Here is a 22,043-nt window from a genome sequence, read left to right as displayed (position 1 = left end):
AATACCATCTGAGTTGGTTTGAAAAATGAGAAAGAAGATTAAATTCTTTTCACAAACATGACACATGTAGTAAATACATATTCACCCCAATGGTGTATAATACCATTGGGGTGATTTTGTTGTGTTAACAACTTTTCTTACGCATAATGAACTTGATACGATATCATACACTTTTCAAGCAGCAATTGTTATAGACGTTCTGCGTGCAACATCAACAATAGTTACCGCACTGTCAAATGGTGCAAGATTTGTAATTCCTGTTGGAAAAATTGAAGAAGCAGTCGATATTAAAAGGATTCAACCTGATTTAATACTTTCAGGAGAGAGAAATGGCATCAAACCTCAAGGGTTTGACTTGGGAAATTCACCATTGGAATATTCAGAAGAAGTAGTCAGCGGAAAAGGAATCATATTGACTACATCGAACGGAACTAAAGCCATACAAAAGGCAAAGAAAATCGCAGGAAATGTTTATATCGCTGCTTTCTTGAACATTTCTTATGTAGTTGAACAATTATCTGCATACGAAAATATTGCCATAATATGTGCAGGTAATGAATCCGAAGTATCATATGAAGACACTCAACTTGCCGGTTTTATTATTTCAAAGCTCACCGAATGCAAAAGGTATTCTCTATCTGATAGTTCTTTAATAGCCCTAAGAACATGGGAAGCCATTAGAAGGCCCGACTTTTCGGGAACACATTCTCAAAAACTAATCGAACTTGGATTTGGAAGAGATGTTGATTTTTGCCAAAAGATAGACGTTTTTCCATCAGTTCCTATTTGTAAAGGTGAGAGAATTGTTAGGAATTTAATAAAATAAAGACAGGAGTTGAGGTAGATGTTAGAGCTTCAAAACGTTTCTTACAAAACTCAAGAAAAACAGATACTATACAATCTCAACATGAAGTTCATTCCAGGACACAAATACGTTGTCATAGGAACCAACGGAGCAGGAAAAAGTACAATAGGATACGTTATTATGGGACTTAGTTCTTACAAACCGTTCGAAGGTAAGATTCTACTTGACAATAAAGATATAACTTCCCTGTCAGTAACTGAACGAGCAAAGCTCGGTCTTACTTTGATGTGGCAAGAACCAGCACGCTTTGATGGGCTCACGATTGAGAATTATCTTACTCTTGGTGGAAAACTAACAATTCAAAAGAGTGAACTAATAGAATCATTAGAATTTGTGGGTTTGAATCCTAAGTTGTATCTAAATAGATATGTAGATAAGACTCTGAGTGGCGGTGAACGGAAAAGAGTCGAATTGGCTTCCATCATTCTGCTGAAGCCAAAGTACGTAATCTTAGATGAACCAGATTCTGGGATTGATTTGATGAGTTTAAACATTATAAACGATGTTGTCAATTATATAAGTCAGTATGGTGGTACTCCAATAATCATAACACACCGCGAAGAGATGGTTTACAATACCGATTATGGCTATCTTATATGTGCAGGTAAGATACTCATGCATGGCAAGACCGAAGACGTTCTGAAAGCATTCAGAGGTACATGCGAAGTGTGCGAACATCCAAATGTACCTCTTAATGGGGAGATGAGATAATGGACGTGAGGAAAGAGTTTGAAACCATCGTCAAAACAGCGGAGAAGCTTGGTACAGATGCATCGAAATTCATGGATAAAAGAATTGCGTCGATAATAATTAGTGGTAACAAAGTTATCGGTCTCAACAACGTTAGCGGTTTAAAACTTGTTCCCACAACTTTTGAAGATGGTGTGCAAGTAGATATGGAGATAGAGGAAGGCGTTGAAATTCCGCTCCCAATTCACGTCTGCACGGGCTTTGTCGAAAAGAAGGGATATCAAAGGGTCATATTTAACATAAGAGTTAAGAAAAACGCTCGTGTTAGATTCATAGCACATTGTGTTTTTCCACAAGCAGAAGAGTTTACGCACAACGCAGTTTCCAATGTTATAGTTGAATCCGGTGCAATTATGGAATATTACGACGAGCACTATCACAGTGATTTTGGGACAATAACACTCAATACAACTACAAATGCTATTGTGGAATCAGATGCTGTATACAAAAACACATTCCATTTAACCAAGACAAGAGTAGGGAAGCTCAACGTAATAATGAATTTGGAATTGAAAGAGAACGCTGTTGGTGAATTAATATCAAAGGTAAAAGGGTCAAAAGATGACGAGGTATACATCAATGAAGTTGTTCATTTGAGCGGTGAACATGCAAGAGGCCTCGCAAAAACTGTCGTGGTTGGGCTTGATGAATCAAAAGTGAATGTTCTTAATGAAGCTTATGGAAATGCTCCGTACTCGCGTGCTCATATTTCGTGTGAGGAAATTACCAAAGGTGAAAAAGTGATTGTTTCGACAACCCCTGTTTTAAAAATAACTAACGATTTAGCAGAACTGACACACGAAGCCTCTATAGGGCGCGTGAGTGAAAAGCAACTTGAAACACTTATGGCAAAAGGACTCACAGAAGAAGAAGCTACTGATCTCATAATCAAAGGGCTACTTTTGTAATTTACACAAGTTTAATGAAAATGTTTGGTGAGATTGATGATTGCCACAATCATCACGATACATTTGTTTTTTGCCACTGTTTATCTTGTTATAAAAGAGCCTGAGATAGTTTTTAAAAACAAGAGAGTAATTCTCGATTATGCGAGAGTATCTTTGGCTGTTCTTGGTCTCTTAATAGCCTCTGGCATAGCTTCGTTAACAACTATAAAATCAGCGATGATGCCACAGATGAATATTGTGCCGTGGCAAATACTGATTATATTTTTTGGTTCAGCATATATATGCAGCTCACTAGACGCATCAGGTGTGTTAAAAGTTATTGCTTACAAGTTTACAAAAAGTGCAGGTACTGGCAAGAAGCTGTTTTTCAGCCTCGTTTTACTGGCTGGAGTAATGACAGTCTTCACATCTAATGACATAGTCACCTTAACTCTGACACCAATCATCGTGTATATCAGTCAGTATGCCGGTATAAATCCTTTACCGTACTTGATTTCTGTATTTTTCGCTTCTAATACCTGGAGCATGTTTTTCTACATAGGCAATCCTACAAACGTTATAGTAGCCCAAGCGTACTCTTTAAATTTTTCAAACTACGCAAAACTAATGTTTTTCCCAACACTTGCAGCAATCTTAACGTCGGTTATAGGATTTTATGCGAAGTACAAAAAAATATTATCTGATAAGATAAGTGTCCATTTTGAAGAAACAAAGGAAGTTATAAAGGACAAAAGGTACGCCTTCCTGTCTTCCGGCATATTTGTGATATTCTTTTTAGTTATTGCAACTGGGGACCTTTATGGTTTACAACTTTGGAAATCGATATTAATATTCTCAGGTATCTATATTTTATTAAACCTTTCATTTTCAGATGTCATGTCAGAACGCGATGAGGTAGTTGTTGAATTTAAGAATTTTGATTATAACTTGACGTTTGTTGTAGATACTATTAGAAGAGTTCCTTGGAAGATGCTACCAATGGTTGTCACCTTCTTTGTTTTCGTGCACATATTTACCACTTTTGGTGTCACGAGATACGTTGGAACTCTTTTTAATTTTCCAAACGAACTTATTGGCACAGTTGCAACAGCTTTCATAACAGCTTTTGCAGCGAACGTTATGGTTAATCAACCGATGACTATTTTCTTCGCTCAAGCACTTTATCAAAAGCCTCTCAATTATGCGATGAGTTTGGTGCTTGGCTCAAACATTGGTGGTAACATAACTCTGATAGGTGCCCTTGCAGGCGTTATGTGGTCAAGGATTTTGGCATACTATGGGATAGAGATGAATAACAAAAAGTTTATTAAAGAAACATTTTTCACAGCTTGTTTAACACTCCTCTCATCAAGTTTTGTAACGTACGTAATACATAGATTTTTATAAATCTAAAAAGGAGGCTGATTTGAAATGTACGATTATACCGAATTTGATAACGCCGTGGCTATCAAAATGACAGGTTCGTTGAATACTACTAACGCTGCACAGTTCAAAGACTGGGTTGTTAGAGAATTCATCACTTCTAGGAAACAAACGATTATCGTCTTCGATATGTCAGCTGTTGAGAATATAGACAGCTACGGCTTAGGTATAATCGTTGGAATTTACAAAAGATTGATAGCTGAATCTCGATACTTAAAAATAGTATCACCGAACAAGAACATAAAAAGGCTTTTCGAATTGACAGGCCTGGACAGAATAATAAAAGTGTACGAACATTTAAGCGAAGCTCTATCAGATCAGTAAACTTTTTGGGAGGGAAAAGTGATGTACAACGCTCTTGTACTCGGGTTAGAGTATGTTCTTTCATCGCTTATCATACTATTGGCTCTAAGGTTCATGAAGAAGGAAGGAGCGTACGTTGCGCTTTCAACGCTCATCATAGCCTCCAACCTTGGTGTTGCTAAGCTCTTCAATCTATTTGGAATGGAAGTAACAGCTGCGAACATGAGCATGGGTATGGCTTTTGTTATATACTCGATAATCACAGAAGTTTACGGAAAAGAGGAAGGAAGAAAAGCTGTATGGGTTGGATTTTTCGCACAATTTGCCTTCGTTCTTTTGGGACTTGTTTACACAAGCTACTCACCATCATCGAACGATTTCGCCCAAAGCTATCTTTCGCAGGTATTTGCAGTAACACCAAGGATAGCGTTTGCAAGCTGGACGGCATTCATATTATCAGGTTACACAGCAGTATGGATACACCATGCACTTAAAGGAAGAACAAAGCTTTGGTTAAGGAATAATGCAGCCACAAAGATTGGCCAAATTTTAGATAACTTGATATTTGTAACGATTGCGTTCGTAGGATTGGTAGATTTAAGAACTTATTTCCAAATATTCCTTACAACAACGATAGTCGAATTTTTGCTTGACTATATCGACACATGGGTTGTTTATGTTGGCGTGAAATTTTTGAGAGATGATGAAGGAAATTTTGAGTTATTCAGTTCTAAAAACGCTTGAGTTAAGTCTTGAGTTAAGTAAAGCCCCATCATCGGGGCTTTATTTTTCGGAACTTATGATCCATAGACTTTCATTTGAAAAGTATAGTTTAATTTCTGAGTCTATATCAGGGATTGCATTTTCAATAGGATTTGATATTACGGATTTTATGACACTATTAGATACTTGTATTTCGCACTCAACTGCTGCTCCTACAAAGATAGATGAGAGAACTTTTCCTTTGATGCAGTTCGAATTATCGATACCCTGAGGTGAAAGTCTGAAAGCCTCGGGTCTAATTACAATCTTGACCTTCTGACCCTTTTTTGCTTGAAACATCTTGGAAATCGAGAAGAATTTATTATAGAAAATATCGCATCTTAATTCCAGTTTTTCATCCTTGTCGTCTTCAACAAAAGCGTCTATCAAATTCACTTTCCCAATGAAATCTGCAACAAATTCATTTCTTGGTCTTGCGTAAATTTCAAATGGATTCCCAACCTGCATTATTTTCCCATTGTTCATGACTACAACCAAATCTGACATGCTCATTGCTTCTATTTGGTCATGCGTAACGTACACAGCGGTTATGTTAAGTTCTTTTTGAATCCTTCTTATCTCAATCCTCATTGCTTCTCTGAGTTTGGCATCAAGGTTTGAAAGAGGCTCGTCCAGTAATAAAACACTCGGTTCCATTACAAGGCTTCTTGCTAACGCAACCCGCTGCTGCTGACCTCCTGAAAGTTGTTCCGGCCTTCGTCTTTCGAGTCCGATTAATCCTACTATATCCATTATCCATTTGACCTTTTGTTTGATTTCAGAACTTGTCATTTTCTTTATTCTCAGTCCGAAAGCTATATTCTCTTCGACTGTCATGTGAGGAAAAAGTGCGTAACTTTGAAATACCATAGAAATATTTCTCTTATTTGGTGGTTCGTTTGTTACATCCTTTCCGTCGAGAATTATCTTACCAGAACTTGGAATTTCAAAGCCCGCAATCATTCTCAGTGTGGTAGTTTTTCCGCATCCGGATGGACCAAGCAGTGTAACGAATTGCCCTTTTTCAACTGTTAAATTAAAATTCTCAACCGTTACCGTCTCAACTCCATAGTTCTTAAATACTTTTCTTACCTCTCTCAGTTCAAGACTCATTTTCTCAACTCCTTACCGATGAATAGTTGCTGATACTGACCTTATTCTTCAAGAAAACCTTTAATACGCCTATAAAGACCATTATTATTACTATGAGCAATAAAGAAAAAGCACAAGCTTCGGAAAGTCTACCCGATTCAGTTTGACTGAGAATCTGAACAGTAACAAGATTCCACCGACTTGAAACTAAGAATATAGCAGCGCTTATCGCAGTCATAGCACGAACAAAAGCAAACACGAGTGCTGAGAAGAAAGCAGGTGTTATAAGTGGTAAAGTGATTTTCGTAAACACTTGCCTGTTCGTTGCACGCAAAGTAAATGCAGCCTCTTCTATTGAAGGGTCAACCTGATTTAGCAAGGCTACTCCCGACTGAATCCCAACAGGCATATACCTAAATACAAAATTCAGTACTAAAATAGCCAACGTCCCTGTTAGAAGGAGTGGTGGACTATTAAAAGCAAGAATGTAACCTATTCCGATTACGGTGCCAGGAACAGCGAAACTAAGTAGTGATATAAATTCCATGACCCTTTTTCCAGGAAAAACTTTCCGAACGACCAAGAACGCAATAACCATACCAAGAATTGCAGAAATAGGGGTTGAAATAGCTGCTATTGTGAGGGTTCCTTTAATCGAATTCAGTCCTACGTCAAAAACGTATTTGAAATTCTCAAGTGTAAATTCGTTATTAGCTCCCCATGCTTTTGTGAATGCTCCCCAAAATATAACGCCATAGACAAGGAGTATGAATAGGACAATGAATGAGCATATACCAAAGAGTATCCACTTAACGGGCTCACTTACACTTTTAAGAACAGAAATCGTTGGTTTTCCAGTTACCGTGTAATACTTCTTCTTATCAACAAAGTACTTCTGCAATATGAAAGCCAGTAATGATGGAAGTAATAGCCAAACAGATAATGCAGCTCCACCTTTCAAGTCGTACATTCCAGTTATTTGAAGGTATGCTTGGACAGACAGAATAGGAAACTTACTTCCAGCCAGTATTAATGGATTACCAAAGTCAGCAAGTGATTCAATAAAAAGCACAAGCATAGTGCTTGCAATTCCAGGTGCCGACAAGGGAAGTATCACCTTATAGAATACTTGCCACCGGTTAGCTCCAAGGTTAAAAGCAGCATCTTCTAAAGTTGGGCTTATCGTAGAAAGTACCCCGTCCAAAGTTATGAAAGCAACTGGAAAGAAACATAGAACTTGTGCAACCATTAAGCCAGGTAATCCATAAATGTAAACATTTGTCATTCCAAGCAGTCTTGAAGTTATGAGCCCATTTGCTCCAAAAAGCATGATAAGTGAAAGTGCACCAACAAACGGTGGAAATATTATGGGCATTATAGCTATCGTTCTAAAAAAAGATTTGAATGGTATGTCTGTTCTATTAATTGTGTAAGCGAACAGATAACCAACCAATGTACCGAAAATAGCAGTAAGAGTTGCCACAAGAATACTATTTGTAAACCCTCGCCTGAAATAGTTGTTCTCTAAAACACTTTTATAGACATTTAGCGTAAATTTTCCATCGTCGTTGATGAGACTTATTTGAAAAATCTTATACAAAGGAAGCAATATAAAAACTATCAAGAGTCCAGAAATCAGAACTATTGTTATAAGCAAAGCAGGTTCATTTAAGAGTTTCAGTAGATGGGCTTTTATTTCACCTTTGGAATAACTCATCGTATTCACCTCACGACCAAGTCTTGAAGCACTAAAATTAACAGAAAAAGGGGCACACAGCCCCTTCTTCTAAAGAAAAGAGGTTTTAGTAAGGTAGAACCTCGTTAATCCACCTATTCACAATCCTTGTCTTGTTATCAGCTGCCCATTTAGGATCAACATGTATCAGTTTTATCGAAGAGAGTGGTGGCAAATTTCCAAAGTCAACATCTGTACGAATTGGATAAAAATATGTTTTTTGATTGATAATCTCTTGTTGTCCCTTTTTCGAAAGAATCCATTCAACAAGTTTCTGGGCTTCTTCAATATTCTTTGCACCCTTTATTATTGACATACAGGCAACTTCATATGGAACTCCTTCTTTTGGAAAGACGACTTTAACATTGTAACCCTGATCCATGAACTGGAAGAATGCAGGTGTGAATTGTATTCCAAAGACTGCTTCACCTATACCTACCGCTTTGGAAGGTGCTGTACCACTCTGAGTGTACGTCTGAACATTCTTAGCCATAAGCTTTAAGAATTTCATAGCAGCGTCTTCGCCTAAAATCTTTATCAGACCTGTAACAAAGCTATATCCTGTTCCTGATGATTGCGGGTTCGGGTACTGTATTGTCTTTTTATAAACAGTTTTGAGTAAGTCGTTCCAACTTTCTGGAAGAGGTAGTTTCATCTTTTCAAGCATGGTCATGTTCACGCCAATTCCAAGCGGATTCATATAAATTGGATAATAGAATCCTTCCTTATCATAGAACCTTGACGATATCTCTTTAGGCATAGTAATCTTGTATGGTTGGGTTAACCCTCTTTCCTTAGCTATGATATGGTTCTCCATAGGTGCGCCAAACCACACGTCTGCTTGTGGGTTCTGCTTTTCAGCTTCGATTCGCGCTAAAGCCGGACCTGAAGAGAGAAAAACAAAGTCAACATCTATACCGGTATCTTTTGTAAATGCAGTGAGTATCTTTCGAGCATTTGCTTCGTCAACACTTGAATAGACGACAAGTTTCTTTGAAAAAGCAAAACTACCAAGAAGAACAGTCAATATCATTAAAGCAAGCAATAACCTCTTCAACATTCTTTCACCTCCAGGTATTTTGGATATACATAGTCTAATACACAATCACTTATAAACGAAATCTCAAAATCATTCTCTTGAATACAAAAGAGTAAAAAATCTTTTTATTCCTTCTATTATCTCTTCCAATTCCGGATTTAAAGCTAATAATCTTACTAAACTCGTTTTTTACACGTTGAACAACTCTTTCTCCTTTTCCTCTACGAATTGTTGCATATATAGTCGGTAATAGTGCCCTCTCTTTTTCATAAGCTGTTCATGACTTCCGTCTTCTATTATTTCTCCGTTTTCTATGACCAAAATCCGGTCAGCACTCCGTATAGTTGACAATCTGTGAGCTATTACAAAACTCGTCCTTCCGTGTAAGATCTTATCGATAGATTCTTGGATTATATGTTCTGTGTGGGCATCTATTGAACTGGTTGCTTCATCCATAACTATGATTTTTGGATTTGCCAAGACTACTCTCGCTAAAGCTATTAACTGTCTCTGACCTACGGAGAGATTTGTTCCACCTTCTCCCACGAGTGTATTATAGCCGTCTTTCAGTTTGACAATGTAGTCGTGGACGTTCACAACCTTTGCTGCCTCAACAATTTCTTCAAGAGTACAACCGGGTTTTCCAACAGCTATGTTCTCTGCAATAGTTCCATTAAAAAGGTGTGGAACTTGGAGTACATATCCAATGTTCTTTCTGAGAGTTCGCAAATCAATTTCTGTGTAGTTAACCCCATCAAAATATATCTTGCCCTCTGTAGGTTCATAGAAGCGCCCAAGTAAGTTTACTATTGTTGACTTGCCAGAACCTGTCGGTCCAACAATTGCGATTCTCTCTCCCTTTTTAACTTTTAAATTAAAATTCTTGAGAACCATGTCACTTGTATTGTACTTGAAAGAAACATTCCTAAACTCCACGTTCCCCTCAAAGCCAAACTCAGCTAAGGCGTACTCTCTACTTGATTCACCTTCTGATTGCGCTCGCAATACTTCCATAACACGTTCGCCAGCAGCCTGTGAAGAGATAACATCAGCCATGACACGTGAAAGTTCGCGCAGCGGCTCAAAAAATTGGATAGAGTAAGAGATGAAAGCCGCCAAAGTCCCGTATGTGATACTTCCTTGCTCTAAGTTTTTGCTGCCATACACGAGAATTAGTGCCGTAACAATGCTACCTATTTGGACAATAATTGGTGTGTATATCGAAGATATTACCGAAGCTTTTATTGCCTCTTGCCTCATCTTTGAGGTTAGCTGTGAAAATTCTGCAATAGTCTTTTCTTCAACTGAAAGAATTTTTGTTGTTTTTGCTCCGAGAATTCCTTCGTTGAATTTTCCTGTAACTTCCGAATTGTACCTTCTAACTATTCGATAATGTCTCAAAATAAGCTTTTGGAAGTACAGACTCACAAAGAAAATCACAGGTATGCTGCCAACAACAAAAAGAGCCATTTTCCAGTTCAACCTAAAAAGGTAGAACGTGATAAATGTCATTGTAGATATACCCCAAACCGTATCAACCATTCCCCATGATAAAATTCCGGTAACTCTTTGCACGTCCGACATAATTCTGGCTATGAGCGGTCCTGTTCCGTTAGCATCAAAGAAGCTTAACGGGAGTTTTTGTAGCTTAGAGAATGCAGAATTCCTTATGTCTCGTGTCATTCCAGTCTCGATTTTTCCTGCAAGAACAATTAAGACATATGTATTTATCGATTGAATTGTTGTAAGCAAAGAAAATGCAGCTATGAATTTCCAGAACCCGTTGAAGCTCTTAGGTACAACGAAAGTGTCAATTGCAAACCTTGTAAGGTAAGGAAATGTAGCTTCAATTAGGCCAACTAATACCATGACTAATAGGAGAAGTAACACTTTTATCTTGTATTTTTTCAGAAACTCGAAAAAACCCTGCCAAAGCTTTACATCAATTCGTTCTTTCTTTCGGCTTATATTATCAAGTTTTTCTTCCATAACTATTGCACCACCTTACTTTTTCAGCTTCTGTACTCATCTTCGATCAACGACTGAATTTTCCAAACTTTCTTGTAAATCCCATCAATTTTTATCAACTCCTCGTGCTTGCCTATAGCCGTAACAATGCCATTTTCCAAAACGACTATCTTGTCTGCGTGTTTTATACTTGGAATTCTATGAGAGACTATGATAGTAGTTAGTCCCTTTGTTCGTTCTCTTAAAGCCAAACGTATCTTGTATTCAGTTTCGGTATCAACGGCGCTCATGGAATCATCAAATATCAACACAGGATATTCTCTAATTATGGTTCTTGCTATCGCCATCCTTTGTCTTTGGCCGCCTGAAAGTGTGACACCACGTTCACCTATGATTGTCTTATATTTGTTTGGAAAAGTCTCGATATCATCATGCAAAGATGCTGTAGTTGTTGCATACATAACTTCTTCCATATCTATCGTTTCTTTTGTTATTGCAACGTTTTCATCAACTTGCTTGGAAAACAGGAATGGCTCTTGTGAAACAAAGCCTATATTCTCTCTCAGCACCTTTCTTGGAATATTTCTTAACTCAATTCCGTCGATAAGTATCTCACCTTCATAGTTAGTATAGAGCTTCAGCAATAGATTAAGAAGAGTCGATTTTCCAGACCCAGTAGGACCAAATATCCCTACTGTTTCTCCAGCATCGATTTTGAAAGAAACACCGCGAAGCACTTCATTATCACCGTATTTAAACGATACATTCCTGAATTCTATTTCACCTCTGAATGTCCATTCCCTTATCTCTTCACTTTCTGAAACTTCATCCGATGTCTCGTCTTCATGTTTCAATATCTCCCCGACCCTGTTGAGAGACACATTCATCTTGCTTAAATTCGAAAGAATTCTTCCAAGCTGTCTTACTGGCCAAAGGAACATACCAACATAACTTGTAAATGCAATGAACGTGCCTAATGTAATCTTCCCAGAAATTGTAAAGAATATTCCAAAGATACTCACGAGCGCAATCTGAACGAGAGCTATAAAATCGCTCACTGCCCAGTATCTTGCAAACAAAACATACAGTTTATAGTCAAGCCTTTGAAAGTTCAGGTTCTTACTCTGAAACTTCTCTGTCTGCTCTCTTTCGAGGGTAAAAGCTTTTACAACCCGTATTCCCGTTATATTCTCTTGTACAACCGTCGTCATTTCCGCTTCAGCTTCATCTGCCATCTTAAAATACTTCTCTACCATTTTGAAAAACCAGTATGATACGCCAATCAATGCAGGAATCGTTACCACTGCGATTCCGGTTAGCACTTTGTCCATTCGAAGCATAGTATACATGACCATTATTATTAGAAAAATTGTTCTGCTGACTTCAACTAATTCATTTGCAAGGAAATTCCTGATTGTCTCTACATCAGAGGTGCACCTCTGAATGAGCTCCCCGGAACTGTATTTGCTGTGAAATTCTACAGGAACTTTGATTATCTTTTCAAACAGAGCGTTCTTTAGCCTCTCTGCAAACCCTTCCGCAGCTTTTGAAGAATACTTTCCTCTCAGGTAGCTTGAAAGTCCATTCAATAAAGTAAGCAGAACGATAAAGACGCCCACTATCCATATGTTTCGTGAAAGAAACTCATATCCAACAAGATTCACTAAACGTCTTACAAGTTGTGAATCGATTTCTTTTCTTCCTATCAAATTATCGAGTGTAAACCTTATAACAAGTGGTGTCAGAATTGATAGGAACGTAGCTAATGCAGTCGAAACTATGGCTACGAAGTAAGAAACTCGACTGCCTTTCATGAACTTATTTAACATCCTTAGGTTATCAATGTATCCTTTCTTTGATTTGCCGTATACTTTCTCCATCTCAATCCCCCCAAAATTTTGAAATCCTCAGAAGTCTCGAATGTGACTATGACTGCACTATTTGAAAACAAAAAACTCCACGGAACAACCCGTGGAGTATCTATTTTGGCCTCATAAATTGTACGGAGTTAGACAAGTTTGGAAAATCTAAAGGTCTGGGTTCTAACCTCCAACACAGGGTTGTCCTTTGAAAAAGGTCTTATTAACTTTAATTAATGCTTGCTTTGTCATCTTCATCGGACAACCCTCCTTTCATTTCGCTGTAATTTTCAGCAAAAGTTCGCTTTGCAAAGTTTTTACAGAAGTAGTTTAACATTTTCGGAGATTTTTGTCAATAGCGAAACAAAAAAACACTGTGATATAATCACTGTGAAAAATATATCAAAATAGGGGTGATTTGTGGTGGTGTATAGATTTTTATTTACCATTTCCTTTATTTTTATTGTTTTTGGCATTGCTGTCGGAGGGTTTAACATAATTGAAGAACTTATTCATATTATCAAATCACCTGATTATTTAATTACGGATTACTTTGAAATTGCAGGATTAGGAGGAGCTTTCTTAAACAGCGGATTTTTGATGCTTGCCTTTACATTTATCTTTAAGCTTCTCAAAATCAACCCAACGGGTGTTTCGGTTGCAGCAGTGATGACTATTGGTGGCTTCGCGTTATTTGGTAAGAATATCTTCAATGTATGGCCAATTGTTGCGGGAGTATTTCTTTATTCAATTGTTATTGGTGAAAATGTGAGAACTTACCTATACGTTTCGTACTTTGGAACAGCACTCGCACCTATAACAACGCATCTTGTTCTTGACAAAGGTTTTGATTATATCGGTTTGATAATCGTCTTGATAATTGGATTCTTCCTTCCACCACTCGGAAGCTTTGCTCTAACTTTGCACAGAGGATATAACCTCTACAACATTGGTTTCACTGCTGGTTTGTTAGGAATGTTTATCGGTGGAATATTGAGAGCGTATGATTTACATCCAGAACCTCGATTGATATGGCACACTGAAAATCAATTGTTGCTGTCTATCTTTGTATACACCTTCTTTTATCTCATTCTGTTGTATGGGCTAAAACTGAACGGCTGGACATTTGCGAAATACAAAAGCATATTCAAATATTCGGGAAAACTTCTAACAGACTTTGTGCTTTTGGAAAATGAGGCAATTGCGTTTATGAACGTTGGTATACTTGGTTTGATAGGTACGTCATACGTCTTGTTGGTTGGTGCACCGCTCAATGGACCAACCATCGGCGGAATAATGACGTTGGCTGGTTTCGGAGCGTTGGGAAAACATCCAAAGAATATTGCACCTGTCTTTCTTGGTGTTATGATAGGAGCACTAACAAATTCTCAACCTGTAAATAGTCCTATAATGGTCTTAGCTGTTCTGTTTGGAACCACATTGGCACCTATAGCAGGTGAATTCGGGTTTATTTGGGGAATAATCGCTGGATACCTCCACAGCGCACTTGTCTTGAACATTGGAAGCTTACATTTTGGAATGAACCTCTACAATAATGGTTTCTCAGGAGGTTTTGTGGCACTTTTCCTTTTACCATTAATAGAAGCTGTTAAAAATATAAAGAACAGAATCGTTGAGAAGTGGGGTGAAAGAAATGGAAATTGAAAAGCTTATCGTTTCAGTTATGAATGAGATGACTTATTATTTGTTAAAAAACGGTGCCCACCTTGTTTCATCGGAAATTGTAGTATCCGACAAGAATTTCTATGTAATGCTTGAAGCAAACATCAAAGCGACTGATGATGTAATACTGGAATTAAAAAAACTCTCAAAAATAAAAGACCACCCTGAGCTGAGATATTATTCGTCTCTTGCCACACAAGTTGGAAGTCTACAAGATATTTTCGCTATTGCGCCTTACATGAAGAAATTTGAAATAGAAGCAAAGGTGGACTCGATTACTTTAGAGATGTTTGTTGAACGGTAAGGAAGGTGAAGATGTGTTCTATTTGGAAAAAGAAAAGCACAGTTTGTCCTTGCTCAATCCTGCGATATTAGTTATAGACGTGCAGAATTACTTTTTTCAAAAAGATGCGCCTGCATATTTAAGGGGTTCTGAGCGCATTCTGAAAAATATTATACAGCTCTTAACAGAAGTTAAGTCCATTAAAAAGGACATCCCAGTCATCGGAACAATCCACAAAGGTTGGAACGATAATATGCACAGCTGGTGGGGGAACGTCGTTACGAATGAATGGGCAGTTCCTCTTGTGCCACAAGAACTGCTTGACAACCTTATTGAAAAAAGCACTTATGATGCATTCTACGACACAAATCTGAATGATTTGCTCAAATCAAAGAATGTTAATCAACTCATCATAACCGGTGTTATGACCCATCTTTGTTGCGAAACAACAGCCCGAAGCGGATTTGTCCGGGGTTACAAAATAGTGATGGTTGAAGACTGTCTTTGGGATAAAGACGAATGGTACCACTACGCCTCATTGAAAAACATAGCGCATGGATTCGGAGTGATTGCAAACAAAGACGAAATCTTACAAATTCTGAAAGCTATTGAATAATTCATGCTTTCGCTTTCTTTCTCAACGTCAGCAAAACTCCCAAAGCAACGGACAACAACGCAGCAACAAGAACTCTGTAAGTTGAAGGTAAGAGGAACGTGACTGTATGAGCAGGAATCCAGAAAAATGGTATAGTTTTTCCTAAAACAAAACTTACAAAGGTTTTCCAATCGATGTGTTCCAGTACGGTATTCAATTCGATTCTAAGCATATTTCTTATTTTTCCTTGACTCAAGTCAATGTAGGCATCTGTTATCCTGTGTAACGCCATAAACGTAGGGGCAAATATCAGATTCATAAGAACACTTGTGTAAAACGCTTGAAGAAACGTTCTTGTGTTTTCTGCATACGGAAGAAGATTTTTCTCAAGCAGTACTTTAGTCCCAGACCCGAACAGCTCAAATATAGCAACGAATACAACGCCCAAGAATCCCCAGACTACAAACCTATAGGGTAATCCGACAAGTATTTTGTATTTACCGGTTACTATTCTTGTTGATAATATTTCCCCAAAAGTTGCGAGAATACCAACTTTTAAGAAACCCAATATATATGGATGTGACGAATTTAGATGCAAATAAACTTCGCGCGTGCTCTTGTTGATAAGCAAATAACCAAGTAGTGCAAAGAACAAAACTGATAGAACGTCTCCAAATCTTATCCTTTTCATTCTCTTTTCCTCCCCTGTTAGAAAATTGCTATGATTCTTAATATTACTCCATTATCCCAACAACTGCTGCAAATCTCTTCTTAGTCTTTTCTTTTCTATAAGAATACAGATATTCTGTATGCTTGAAAGTATCTATATTTGAAAATTCCACATGTTTCACACCTACGGAGGAAAGTGTTATTTCCAAAGCTTTCCAGAGATCTACGTGCAATTTATCGTTCTTTTCTATTATTACTTCCTTACCAAATTTCATGAAAAATTCTGTAGCGACCTCGGGACCGACTTCAAAGCTATCTGGACCTATGGATGGTCCAACAGTGACAAAGATATCTTCTGGTCTACAGCCAAGCTCACTGTTCATTTTTAGAATGAGTTCTTTTGCTATTTCTTGCAGAGTTCCTCTCCAACCAGAATGTGCCACTCCTACAGCCTTTCTAACAGGGTCGTATGCCACAACTGGCATACAGTCAGCATAAGATGTCACCAAATACAAGTTTCTCTCGGTTGTTATAAGACCATCTATATCCTTCAGTTTTCTATTCCAGTATGGCTCTCCTATATCATTGCTCGTCACTATCTTAACATTTTTGCTGTGAACTTGGTGGGAGAAGACACATCTGTTTGTGCTTATGTTCAACTTCTTCGCGAGGAATTCGAAATGTCTGGTGAAGTCTTCACTTGAGACCGACATATTAAGTTCACCAAAGTTTTCTGAATCGGCATACTTATCGATTTTTCGCGTTGTGAAGAAATGTTTTAGTTCCGGAAACTGACTCATTAGTGGTGATTTGAGGATGTAAACACCATTCCAATCCTCCAATATATAGTTACCAAGGTATTTTTTCATTTCTTATCCCCCTCTATTATTCCATGTCAGGTTCACCATGATTATTGTTAATCGATTATACAACGAACTCATGAATTAATAAACCCTACAAGCTAACTCTCTGTTAATTGAAAGCCTTTTTCTATAAACTTTAGGGATATTGATTTCTAAACTTTTCTTTCTTATGCTCATTTTTCCTTCGTTATGCGTTTTCAATTTTGTTTTCTTAACATTAGAAACTCTTTCTTTACAATGATATACTGATAATGGATAAGTACATATTTGCGAGACCTTAGTCAAAGAAAGGGGGAATTGGTTTGAAAATCATATCGTTCGATGAAGCAGTTGAATATATAAAGCCTGGTTCTACAGTGATGATAGGTGGATTCTTAGGTGTTGGAACACCTGAAGGGATAATCGATAAAGTTGTCGAGAAGAAGATTGGAGAGTTGACCGTTATAGCAAACGACACGGCATTTGAAGACAGAGGCGTTGGCAAGCTCGTAAAGAATAAACTGTGCAAGAAGGTCATAGTCTCACACATCGGAACTAACCCAGAAACGCAACGACAGATGATCGCTGGAGAGTTGGAAGTAGAACTCGTACCACAGGGCACATTGGCTGAACGTGTGCGCGCTGGTGGTGCAGGTCTTGGTGGAATTCTGACTCCAACAGGTGTTGGAACTATTGTTGAGAATGGAAAGCAGGTCATAGAGATAGAGGGTAAGAAATATCTGCTCGAATTGCCGCTCAAAGCTGATGTTGCATTGATAAAGGCAAAGAAGTGCGATTATTATGGAAATCTCGTCTACAACCTTACCGCAACCAATTTCAACCCACTTATGGCACTCGCGGCAGAGATTGTTATCGTTGAAGTTGAAGAGATAGTCCCGGTAGGTTCGATTCCACCTGATGAGGTCAAAACACCAGGTGTACTTGTTGACTATGTCGTAGTATCGGGGGTGAAGTGATATGCCAGTAGATCCAAAAGAAAAGATTGCTAAGAGAGTTGCCATGGAACTTTCAGAAGGAGACCTTGTAAATTTAGGAATTGGTTTGCCAACGTTGGTGGCGAATTACATACCAAAGGGTGTACACGTCTTCTTCCAAAGTGAAAACGGAATAATCGGAATGGGTCCTGAACCGGAGAAAGGATTTGAGAATAAAGACTTGACGAATGCGGGTGCGGGGTTTATTACAGCACTCCCAGGAGCTATGACCTTTGACAGCGCATTTTCATTTGCAATTATCCGCGGTGGGCATTTGGACGTAACTGTGCTTGGTGGATTGCAGGTTGATGAGGAAGGACACCTCGCAAACTGGATGATTCCTGGTAAGATGATACCGGGTATGGGCGGTGCAATGGACCTTGTAACAGGTGCAAAGAAGGTAATAGTAGCGATGACCCATACGGCAAAGGGGGAACCGAAAATATTGAAAAAATGCACGCTTCCTCTCACATCAGTTAGGAGAGTTGACTTAATAGTGACAGAACTTGCCGTTATAAGACCAACAGACGAGGGACTTGTCTTGGAAGAAATTGCAGAAGAAACAACACTTGAAGAAGTTTTGAAACTCACAGAAGCAAGATTAATCGTATCGAAAGATCTTAAGAAATTCTAAAAAGAAATCCAAAATTAGGGGGCAATATGTATGGATTTGCCAAAAGCAATCATTAGGGTTCGAATGAGCCAAGCAGATGCTCATTATGGCGGAAATCTTGTAGACGGTGCGAAGATGCTCCAGCTCTTTGGAGATGTTGCTACTGAATTATTGATTAGATTCGATGGGGACGAGGGACTTTTCAGGGCATACGACAGTGTGGAATTCCTCGCACCAGTTTATGCGGGAGATTACATAGAAGCACGTGGTGAAATCATCGAAGTAGGTAGAACTTCGCGAAAGATGAAATTTGAAGCTTACAAAGTGATAAGGTCGAGACCTGACATAAACGATAGTGCAGCCGAGGTTTTGGAAGAACCAATTCTTGTGTGCAGAGCAAGTGGTACTTGCGTTGTTCCTAAAGATAAGCAAAGGTACAAACACGAAGAACAATAGTTTTAACTGTTCATATTGTGAGGTGAAAATTATGGAAAAGCTGATAATCACGGTTGCTGTTACCGGTGCTGAGGTAACAAAGCAGCAACAGCCAAATCTTCCGGTAACGCCCGATGAAATAGCACAGGAAGTATACAGATGCTGGCAAGCGGGTGCATCGATTGCACATATACACGCAAGAATGCCGGACGGCACGCCAACGCAATCTAAAGAAGTGTACGCTGAGATAAAGAAGAAAATACAGGAGAAGTGCGACATTATAATCCAATTCTCAACAGGCGGAGCAGTCTGGCACAAACCTGAAGAGAGAATACAGTGCCTCGATGCCTTGCCAGAAATGGCGACGTTATCTGCCGGTTCTTGTAACTTTGGTGACGACGTGTTTATGAACTCACCTTCTTTTATGGAATTGCTCGCCAAAAGAATGAAAGAGCTTGGAATAAGACCAGAGATTGAAGTCTTCGAACCGGGAATGATAGAAAATGCCTTGAGACTTGTAAAAAAAGGATTATTAGAATTACCTCTTCATTTTGACTTCGTTCTCGGAGTCCCTGGTGCGATGACTGGTAACATCGAAGATTTAGTGTTTTTGGTGCATAAACTACCTGCCGGGTGCACCTGGTCAGTCGCAGGAATAGGCAGATACGAACTTCCTTTAGCAGTACATTCAATACTTATGGGTGGACACGTTAGAGTTGGTTTTGAGGACAATATCTACTACAGAAAAGGCGAACTCGCTACAAGCAACGCACAGCTTGTTGAGAGAGTAGTGAGGATTGCAAAAGAAGTCGGAAGGGAAATTGCAACACCGCAGGAAGCAAGGAAAATTCTTGGAATTACCAAATGAATCGCCAAATGAGGAGGTAAAGACATGAAAAGCATAAAGGGATGCCCGTTTGGAACACACAGGGTTATAGAACCAAAAGGAACATTGCCACAAGCCGCTACGAAAATCGATAACACCATGGAAATTTATACTAATGAAATGCTCATCGATGTGAAAACCTTGAATGTAGATTCCGCAAGTTTCACACAAATCGAAGAATCTTGCCATGGGAACGTTGAATGCATAAAGGATACAATATTAAAGATCGTAGCTGATAGAGGAAAACTGCAGAACCCAGTAACAGGTTCTGGAGGAATGCTTATAGGCGTTATCGAAGAAATCGGACCAGATTTTCCAACGGACCTCAAAGTTGGAGACAAGATAGCAACACTTGTCTCGCTATCACTTACACCTCTGAGAATTGACAAAATCTTGAAAGTTAACGTTGAAACTGATCAGGTTGACATAGAAGGTAAAGCGATACTCTTTGAGAGTGGAATATACGCAAAACTACCCAATGATATACCAGAAAAGCTCGCATTGGCTGTCCTTGATGTCGCAGGTGCCCCTGCGCAGACGCAGAAACTTGTAAAGCCTGGAATGACGGTATGTATCATCGGTGGCGGTGGAAAATCTGGAGTTCTCTGCGCTTACGAGGCAATGAAAGCGGTTGGGAAAGATGGAAAAGTAATAGTCGTAGAATATTCACCTGAAAATGCTAAGCGCATAGAAGAACTAAAATTAGCTCATCACGTTATAATTGCCGATGCGACAAAACCAGTTGAAGTGTACCAAAAAGTGATGGAAGTGACAGGTGGAAGTTACTGCGATGTGGTGATAAACAACGTAAACGTTCCAGCCACAGAAATGTCCTCGATTTTAATTACAAAAGACGAGGGGACAGTCTACTTCTTCAGCATGGCAACTTCATTTACAAGGGCCGCACTCGGTGCTGAGGGTGTTGGCAAAGACGTGACGATGATTATTGGAAACGGATACACGAAGGGACATGCGGAAGTAGCCCTGAACATATTGAGAGAATCTAAAGAGATTAGAGAATTGTTTGAGAAACTGTATATTTGAGCGGTTGAGGAGGCTGAAGTATGGCAAGATACTTTAAAGACATTCCACTTTGGAAAAACGTGACAGAAGAAGAATGGAACGACTGGAAGTGGCAGATAAGAAACCGAATAATGGATGTTGACACGCTTAAGCAGGTTATAAACCTAACACCAGAAGAAGAGGAAGGCGTTAGGAACGCCTTAAAGACGCTTAGAATGGCTATCACACCGTACTATGCAAGCTTGATGGATCCAAATGATCCAAAATGTCCAATAAGAAGGCAGGCTGTTCCAACTGTCAAAGAACTTTTCACGTCCCAATGGGACATGATGGACCCGCTTCATGAAGATGAAGATTCACCTGTGCCTGGACTAACGCACAGATATCCAGACAGGGTACTCATGCTCGTTACCGACATGTGTTCAATGTACTGTAGGCACTGTACAAGAAGAAGATTCGCAGGTCAACACGACAGGTCAAGAACAAAGCAAGAAATTGATGCGATGATTGAATACGTAAGGGAAACACCGCAAGTAAGAGATGTCCTTATATCTGGCGGAGACGGACTACTTGTTGGTGTTGAAATGCTCGAGTATATACTCAAAGAATTGAGGAAGATAAAGCATGTTGAAGTAATCCGAATCGGTACAAGGACACCTGTTGTTTTGCCTCAGATGATTACACCAGAGTTGACTAATATGCTCAAGAAATATCATCCAATATGGATAAACACGCACTTCAATCATCCTAAGGAAGTTACTCCAGAATCAACGAGAGCGTGTGAAATGCTCGCAGATGCGGGTATACCTCTCGGTAATCAATCAGTTCTACTCAGAGGTATTAACGATAGCCCTTACATAATGATGGAACTCATGCACCAGCTTGTGAAAATACGTGTGAGACCTTACTACATTTACCAATGCGACCTTTCCATGGGCTTGAGCCATTTCAGAACTTCTGTTAAGAAAGGGCTTGAAATAATGGAAGCTCTCATTGGACACACATCTGGATTTGCTGTTCCATGGTTTGTTGTTGATGCACCAGCCGGCGGTGGAAAAATAAGGGTAATGCCGAACTACGTAATATCTATGTCTGACCACACAGTCATTCTTAGAAACTACGAAGGCGTAATTGTTGCTTATCATGAACCTGAAGACATAACAAGCGATGTTGATGATTCCGAATACAGGGAAAAGTACAAATTCTCTGGTGTTGCAAGCCTATTTACTGACAAGAAAATCAGCATAGAACCAGCTCATCTTGAAAGGCACGATAGAATCAAAGAGTGGAAAGAGAAAAAGATGAGAAGGGAATGA

General features: G+C 38.9%; 22 protein-coding genes. 15 read left to right on the top strand and 7 right to left on the bottom strand.

Annotation, left to right across the window (positions count from 1 at the left end; translation table 11 throughout):
* The first annotated feature begins 121 nt into the window (after positions 1–121).
* The 6 genes from BUA11_RS06875 to BUA11_RS06850 are packed head-to-tail and all read left to right on the top strand — an operon-like array spanning position 122 to position 4,992.
* Entirely contained in the window at positions 122–826 is a 705-nt protein-coding gene (locus tag BUA11_RS06875; protein ID WP_084634393.1) for a 2-phosphosulfolactate phosphatase, read from the top strand.
* A gap of 18 nt (positions 827–844) precedes the next feature.
* Entirely contained in the window at positions 845–1,576 is a 732-nt protein-coding gene (locus tag BUA11_RS06870) for an ATP-binding cassette domain-containing protein (protein WP_072759789.1), read from the top strand.
* Positions 1,576–2,523 carry a SufB/SufD family protein gene (locus BUA11_RS06865; RefSeq protein WP_072759787.1) on the top strand — a complete coding sequence of 316 codons (948 nt, stop codon included), beginning with the start codon at positions 1,576–1,578 and terminating at the stop codon, positions 2,521–2,523. The genes BUA11_RS06870 and BUA11_RS06865 overlap by 1 nt, the downstream gene beginning before the upstream one ends.
* A 36-nt stretch (positions 2,524–2,559) precedes the next feature.
* Positions 2,560–3,909, top strand: coding sequence for an ArsB/NhaD family transporter (locus BUA11_RS06860; RefSeq protein WP_072759785.1), 1,350 nt, complete (start codon positions 2,560–2,562; stop codon positions 3,907–3,909).
* 24 nt (positions 3,910–3,933) lie between these two features.
* Positions 3,934–4,269, top strand: coding sequence for an STAS domain-containing protein (locus BUA11_RS06855; protein ID WP_072759783.1), 336 nt, complete (start codon positions 3,934–3,936; stop codon positions 4,267–4,269).
* Positions 4,270–4,290: 21 nt separating this feature from the next.
* Positions 4,291–4,992, top strand: a complete 702-nt coding sequence (locus BUA11_RS06850) for a queuosine precursor transporter (RefSeq protein ID WP_072759781.1) — start codon at positions 4,291–4,293, stop codon at positions 4,990–4,992.
* 39 nt (positions 4,993–5,031) lie between these two features.
* Here BUA11_RS06850 and BUA11_RS06845 read toward each other — a convergent pair whose 3' ends face one another.
* From BUA11_RS06845 to BUA11_RS06825, 5 genes are all read right to left on the bottom strand, one after another.
* Positions 5,032–6,123, bottom strand: a complete 1,092-nt coding sequence (locus BUA11_RS06845) for an ABC transporter ATP-binding protein (RefSeq protein WP_072759779.1) — start codon at positions 6,121–6,123, stop codon at positions 5,032–5,034.
* Positions 6,124–6,127: 4 nt separating this feature from the next.
* Positions 6,128–7,819: an ABC transporter permease gene (locus BUA11_RS06840; RefSeq protein ID WP_072759777.1), complete on the bottom strand. Its 1,692-nt coding sequence runs from the start codon at positions 7,817–7,819 to the stop codon at positions 6,128–6,130.
* A gap of 85 nt (positions 7,820–7,904) precedes the next feature.
* Positions 7,905–8,897: an ABC transporter substrate-binding protein gene (locus tag BUA11_RS06835; RefSeq protein WP_218587316.1), complete on the bottom strand. Its 993-nt coding sequence runs from the start codon at positions 8,895–8,897 to the stop codon at positions 7,905–7,907.
* A 168-nt stretch (positions 8,898–9,065) separates the two neighbouring features.
* Positions 9,066–10,865, bottom strand: a complete 1,800-nt coding sequence (locus BUA11_RS06830) for an ABC transporter ATP-binding protein (protein ID WP_072759775.1) — start codon at positions 10,863–10,865, stop codon at positions 9,066–9,068.
* A gap of 23 nt (positions 10,866–10,888) precedes the next feature.
* The gene (locus BUA11_RS06825) at positions 10,889–12,724 is read right to left on the bottom strand and encodes an ABC transporter ATP-binding protein (protein WP_072759773.1); all 1,836 of its coding nucleotides are present in this window, start codon (positions 12,722–12,724) and stop codon (positions 10,889–10,891) included.
* Positions 12,725–13,126: 402 nt separating this feature from the next.
* On the opposite strand from BUA11_RS06825, the gene BUA11_RS06820 reads away from it, so the two are divergent.
* The 3 genes from BUA11_RS06820 to BUA11_RS06810 are packed head-to-tail and all read left to right on the top strand — an operon-like array spanning position 13,127 to position 15,285.
* Complete coding sequence (locus tag BUA11_RS06820; protein WP_245789607.1) at positions 13,127–14,368, top strand: DUF1576 domain-containing protein; 1,242 nt, start codon at positions 13,127–13,129, stop codon at positions 14,366–14,368.
* The gene (locus BUA11_RS06815) at positions 14,358–14,690 is read left to right on the top strand and encodes a hypothetical protein (protein ID WP_072759770.1); all 333 of its coding nucleotides are present in this window, start codon (positions 14,358–14,360) and stop codon (positions 14,688–14,690) included. Before BUA11_RS06820 ends, BUA11_RS06815 begins: the two co-directional genes overlap by 11 nt.
* 13 nt (positions 14,691–14,703) lie before the next feature.
* On the top strand, positions 14,704–15,285 hold the full coding sequence (locus BUA11_RS06810) for an isochorismatase family protein (RefSeq protein ID WP_072759888.1): 582 nt from the start codon (positions 14,704–14,706) through the stop codon (positions 15,283–15,285).
* 1 nt (position 15,286) lies between these two features.
* On the opposite strand, the gene BUA11_RS06805 is transcribed toward BUA11_RS06810, so the two are convergent.
* Positions 15,287–15,955: a hypothetical protein gene (locus BUA11_RS06805; RefSeq protein ID WP_245789605.1), complete on the bottom strand. Its 669-nt coding sequence runs from the start codon at positions 15,953–15,955 to the stop codon at positions 15,287–15,289.
* 43 nt (positions 15,956–15,998) lie between these two features.
* Entirely contained in the window at positions 15,999–16,802 is an 804-nt protein-coding gene (gene pgeF, locus BUA11_RS06800) for a peptidoglycan editing factor PgeF (RefSeq protein ID WP_072759768.1), read from the bottom strand.
* A 296-nt stretch (positions 16,803–17,098) separates the two neighbouring features.
* Here pgeF and atoD point away from each other — a divergent pair, with 296 nt between their 5' ends.
* From atoD to kamA, 6 genes are read left to right on the top strand one after another with little or no spacing between them, the layout of a single operon-like run.
* A complete protein-coding gene (atoD, locus tag BUA11_RS06795) occupies positions 17,099–17,752 on the top strand; it encodes an acetate CoA-transferase subunit alpha (RefSeq protein WP_072759766.1) in 654 nt (217 codons plus the stop codon).
* Position 17,753: 1 nt separating this feature from the next.
* On the top strand, positions 17,754–18,404 hold the full coding sequence (locus tag BUA11_RS06790) for a 3-oxoacid CoA-transferase subunit B (RefSeq protein WP_072759764.1): 651 nt from the start codon (positions 17,754–17,756) through the stop codon (positions 18,402–18,404).
* 30 nt (positions 18,405–18,434) lie between these two features.
* A complete protein-coding gene (gene kal / locus BUA11_RS06785) occupies positions 18,435–18,839 on the top strand; it encodes a 3-aminobutyryl-CoA ammonia lyase (protein ID WP_072759762.1) in 405 nt (134 codons plus the stop codon).
* Positions 18,840–18,870: 31 nt separating this feature from the next.
* Positions 18,871–19,686: a 3-keto-5-aminohexanoate cleavage enzyme gene (gene kce, locus BUA11_RS06780; RefSeq protein ID WP_072759759.1), complete on the top strand. Its 816-nt coding sequence runs from the start codon at positions 18,871–18,873 to the stop codon at positions 19,684–19,686.
* A gap of 24 nt (positions 19,687–19,710) precedes the next feature.
* Positions 19,711–20,748 (top strand): L-erythro-3,5-diaminohexanoate dehydrogenase, encoded by a 1,038-nt coding sequence (gene kdd, locus BUA11_RS06775; RefSeq protein ID WP_072759756.1) that lies wholly within the window; start codon positions 19,711–19,713, stop codon positions 20,746–20,748.
* Between the two features lie 20 nt (positions 20,749–20,768).
* Complete coding sequence (gene kamA, locus BUA11_RS06770; protein WP_072759754.1) at positions 20,769–22,043, top strand: lysine 2,3-aminomutase; 1,275 nt, start codon at positions 20,769–20,771, stop codon at positions 22,041–22,043.

Origin of the sequence: Fervidobacterium gondwanense DSM 13020, from assembly GCF_900143265.1 — a bacterium.
Classification (GTDB): domain Bacteria; phylum Thermotogota; class Thermotogae; order Thermotogales; family Fervidobacteriaceae; genus Fervidobacterium; species Fervidobacterium gondwanense.
Note: the sequence above shows the minus strand (reverse complement) of the source record. Positions and strands in the feature narration are given on the sequence as shown.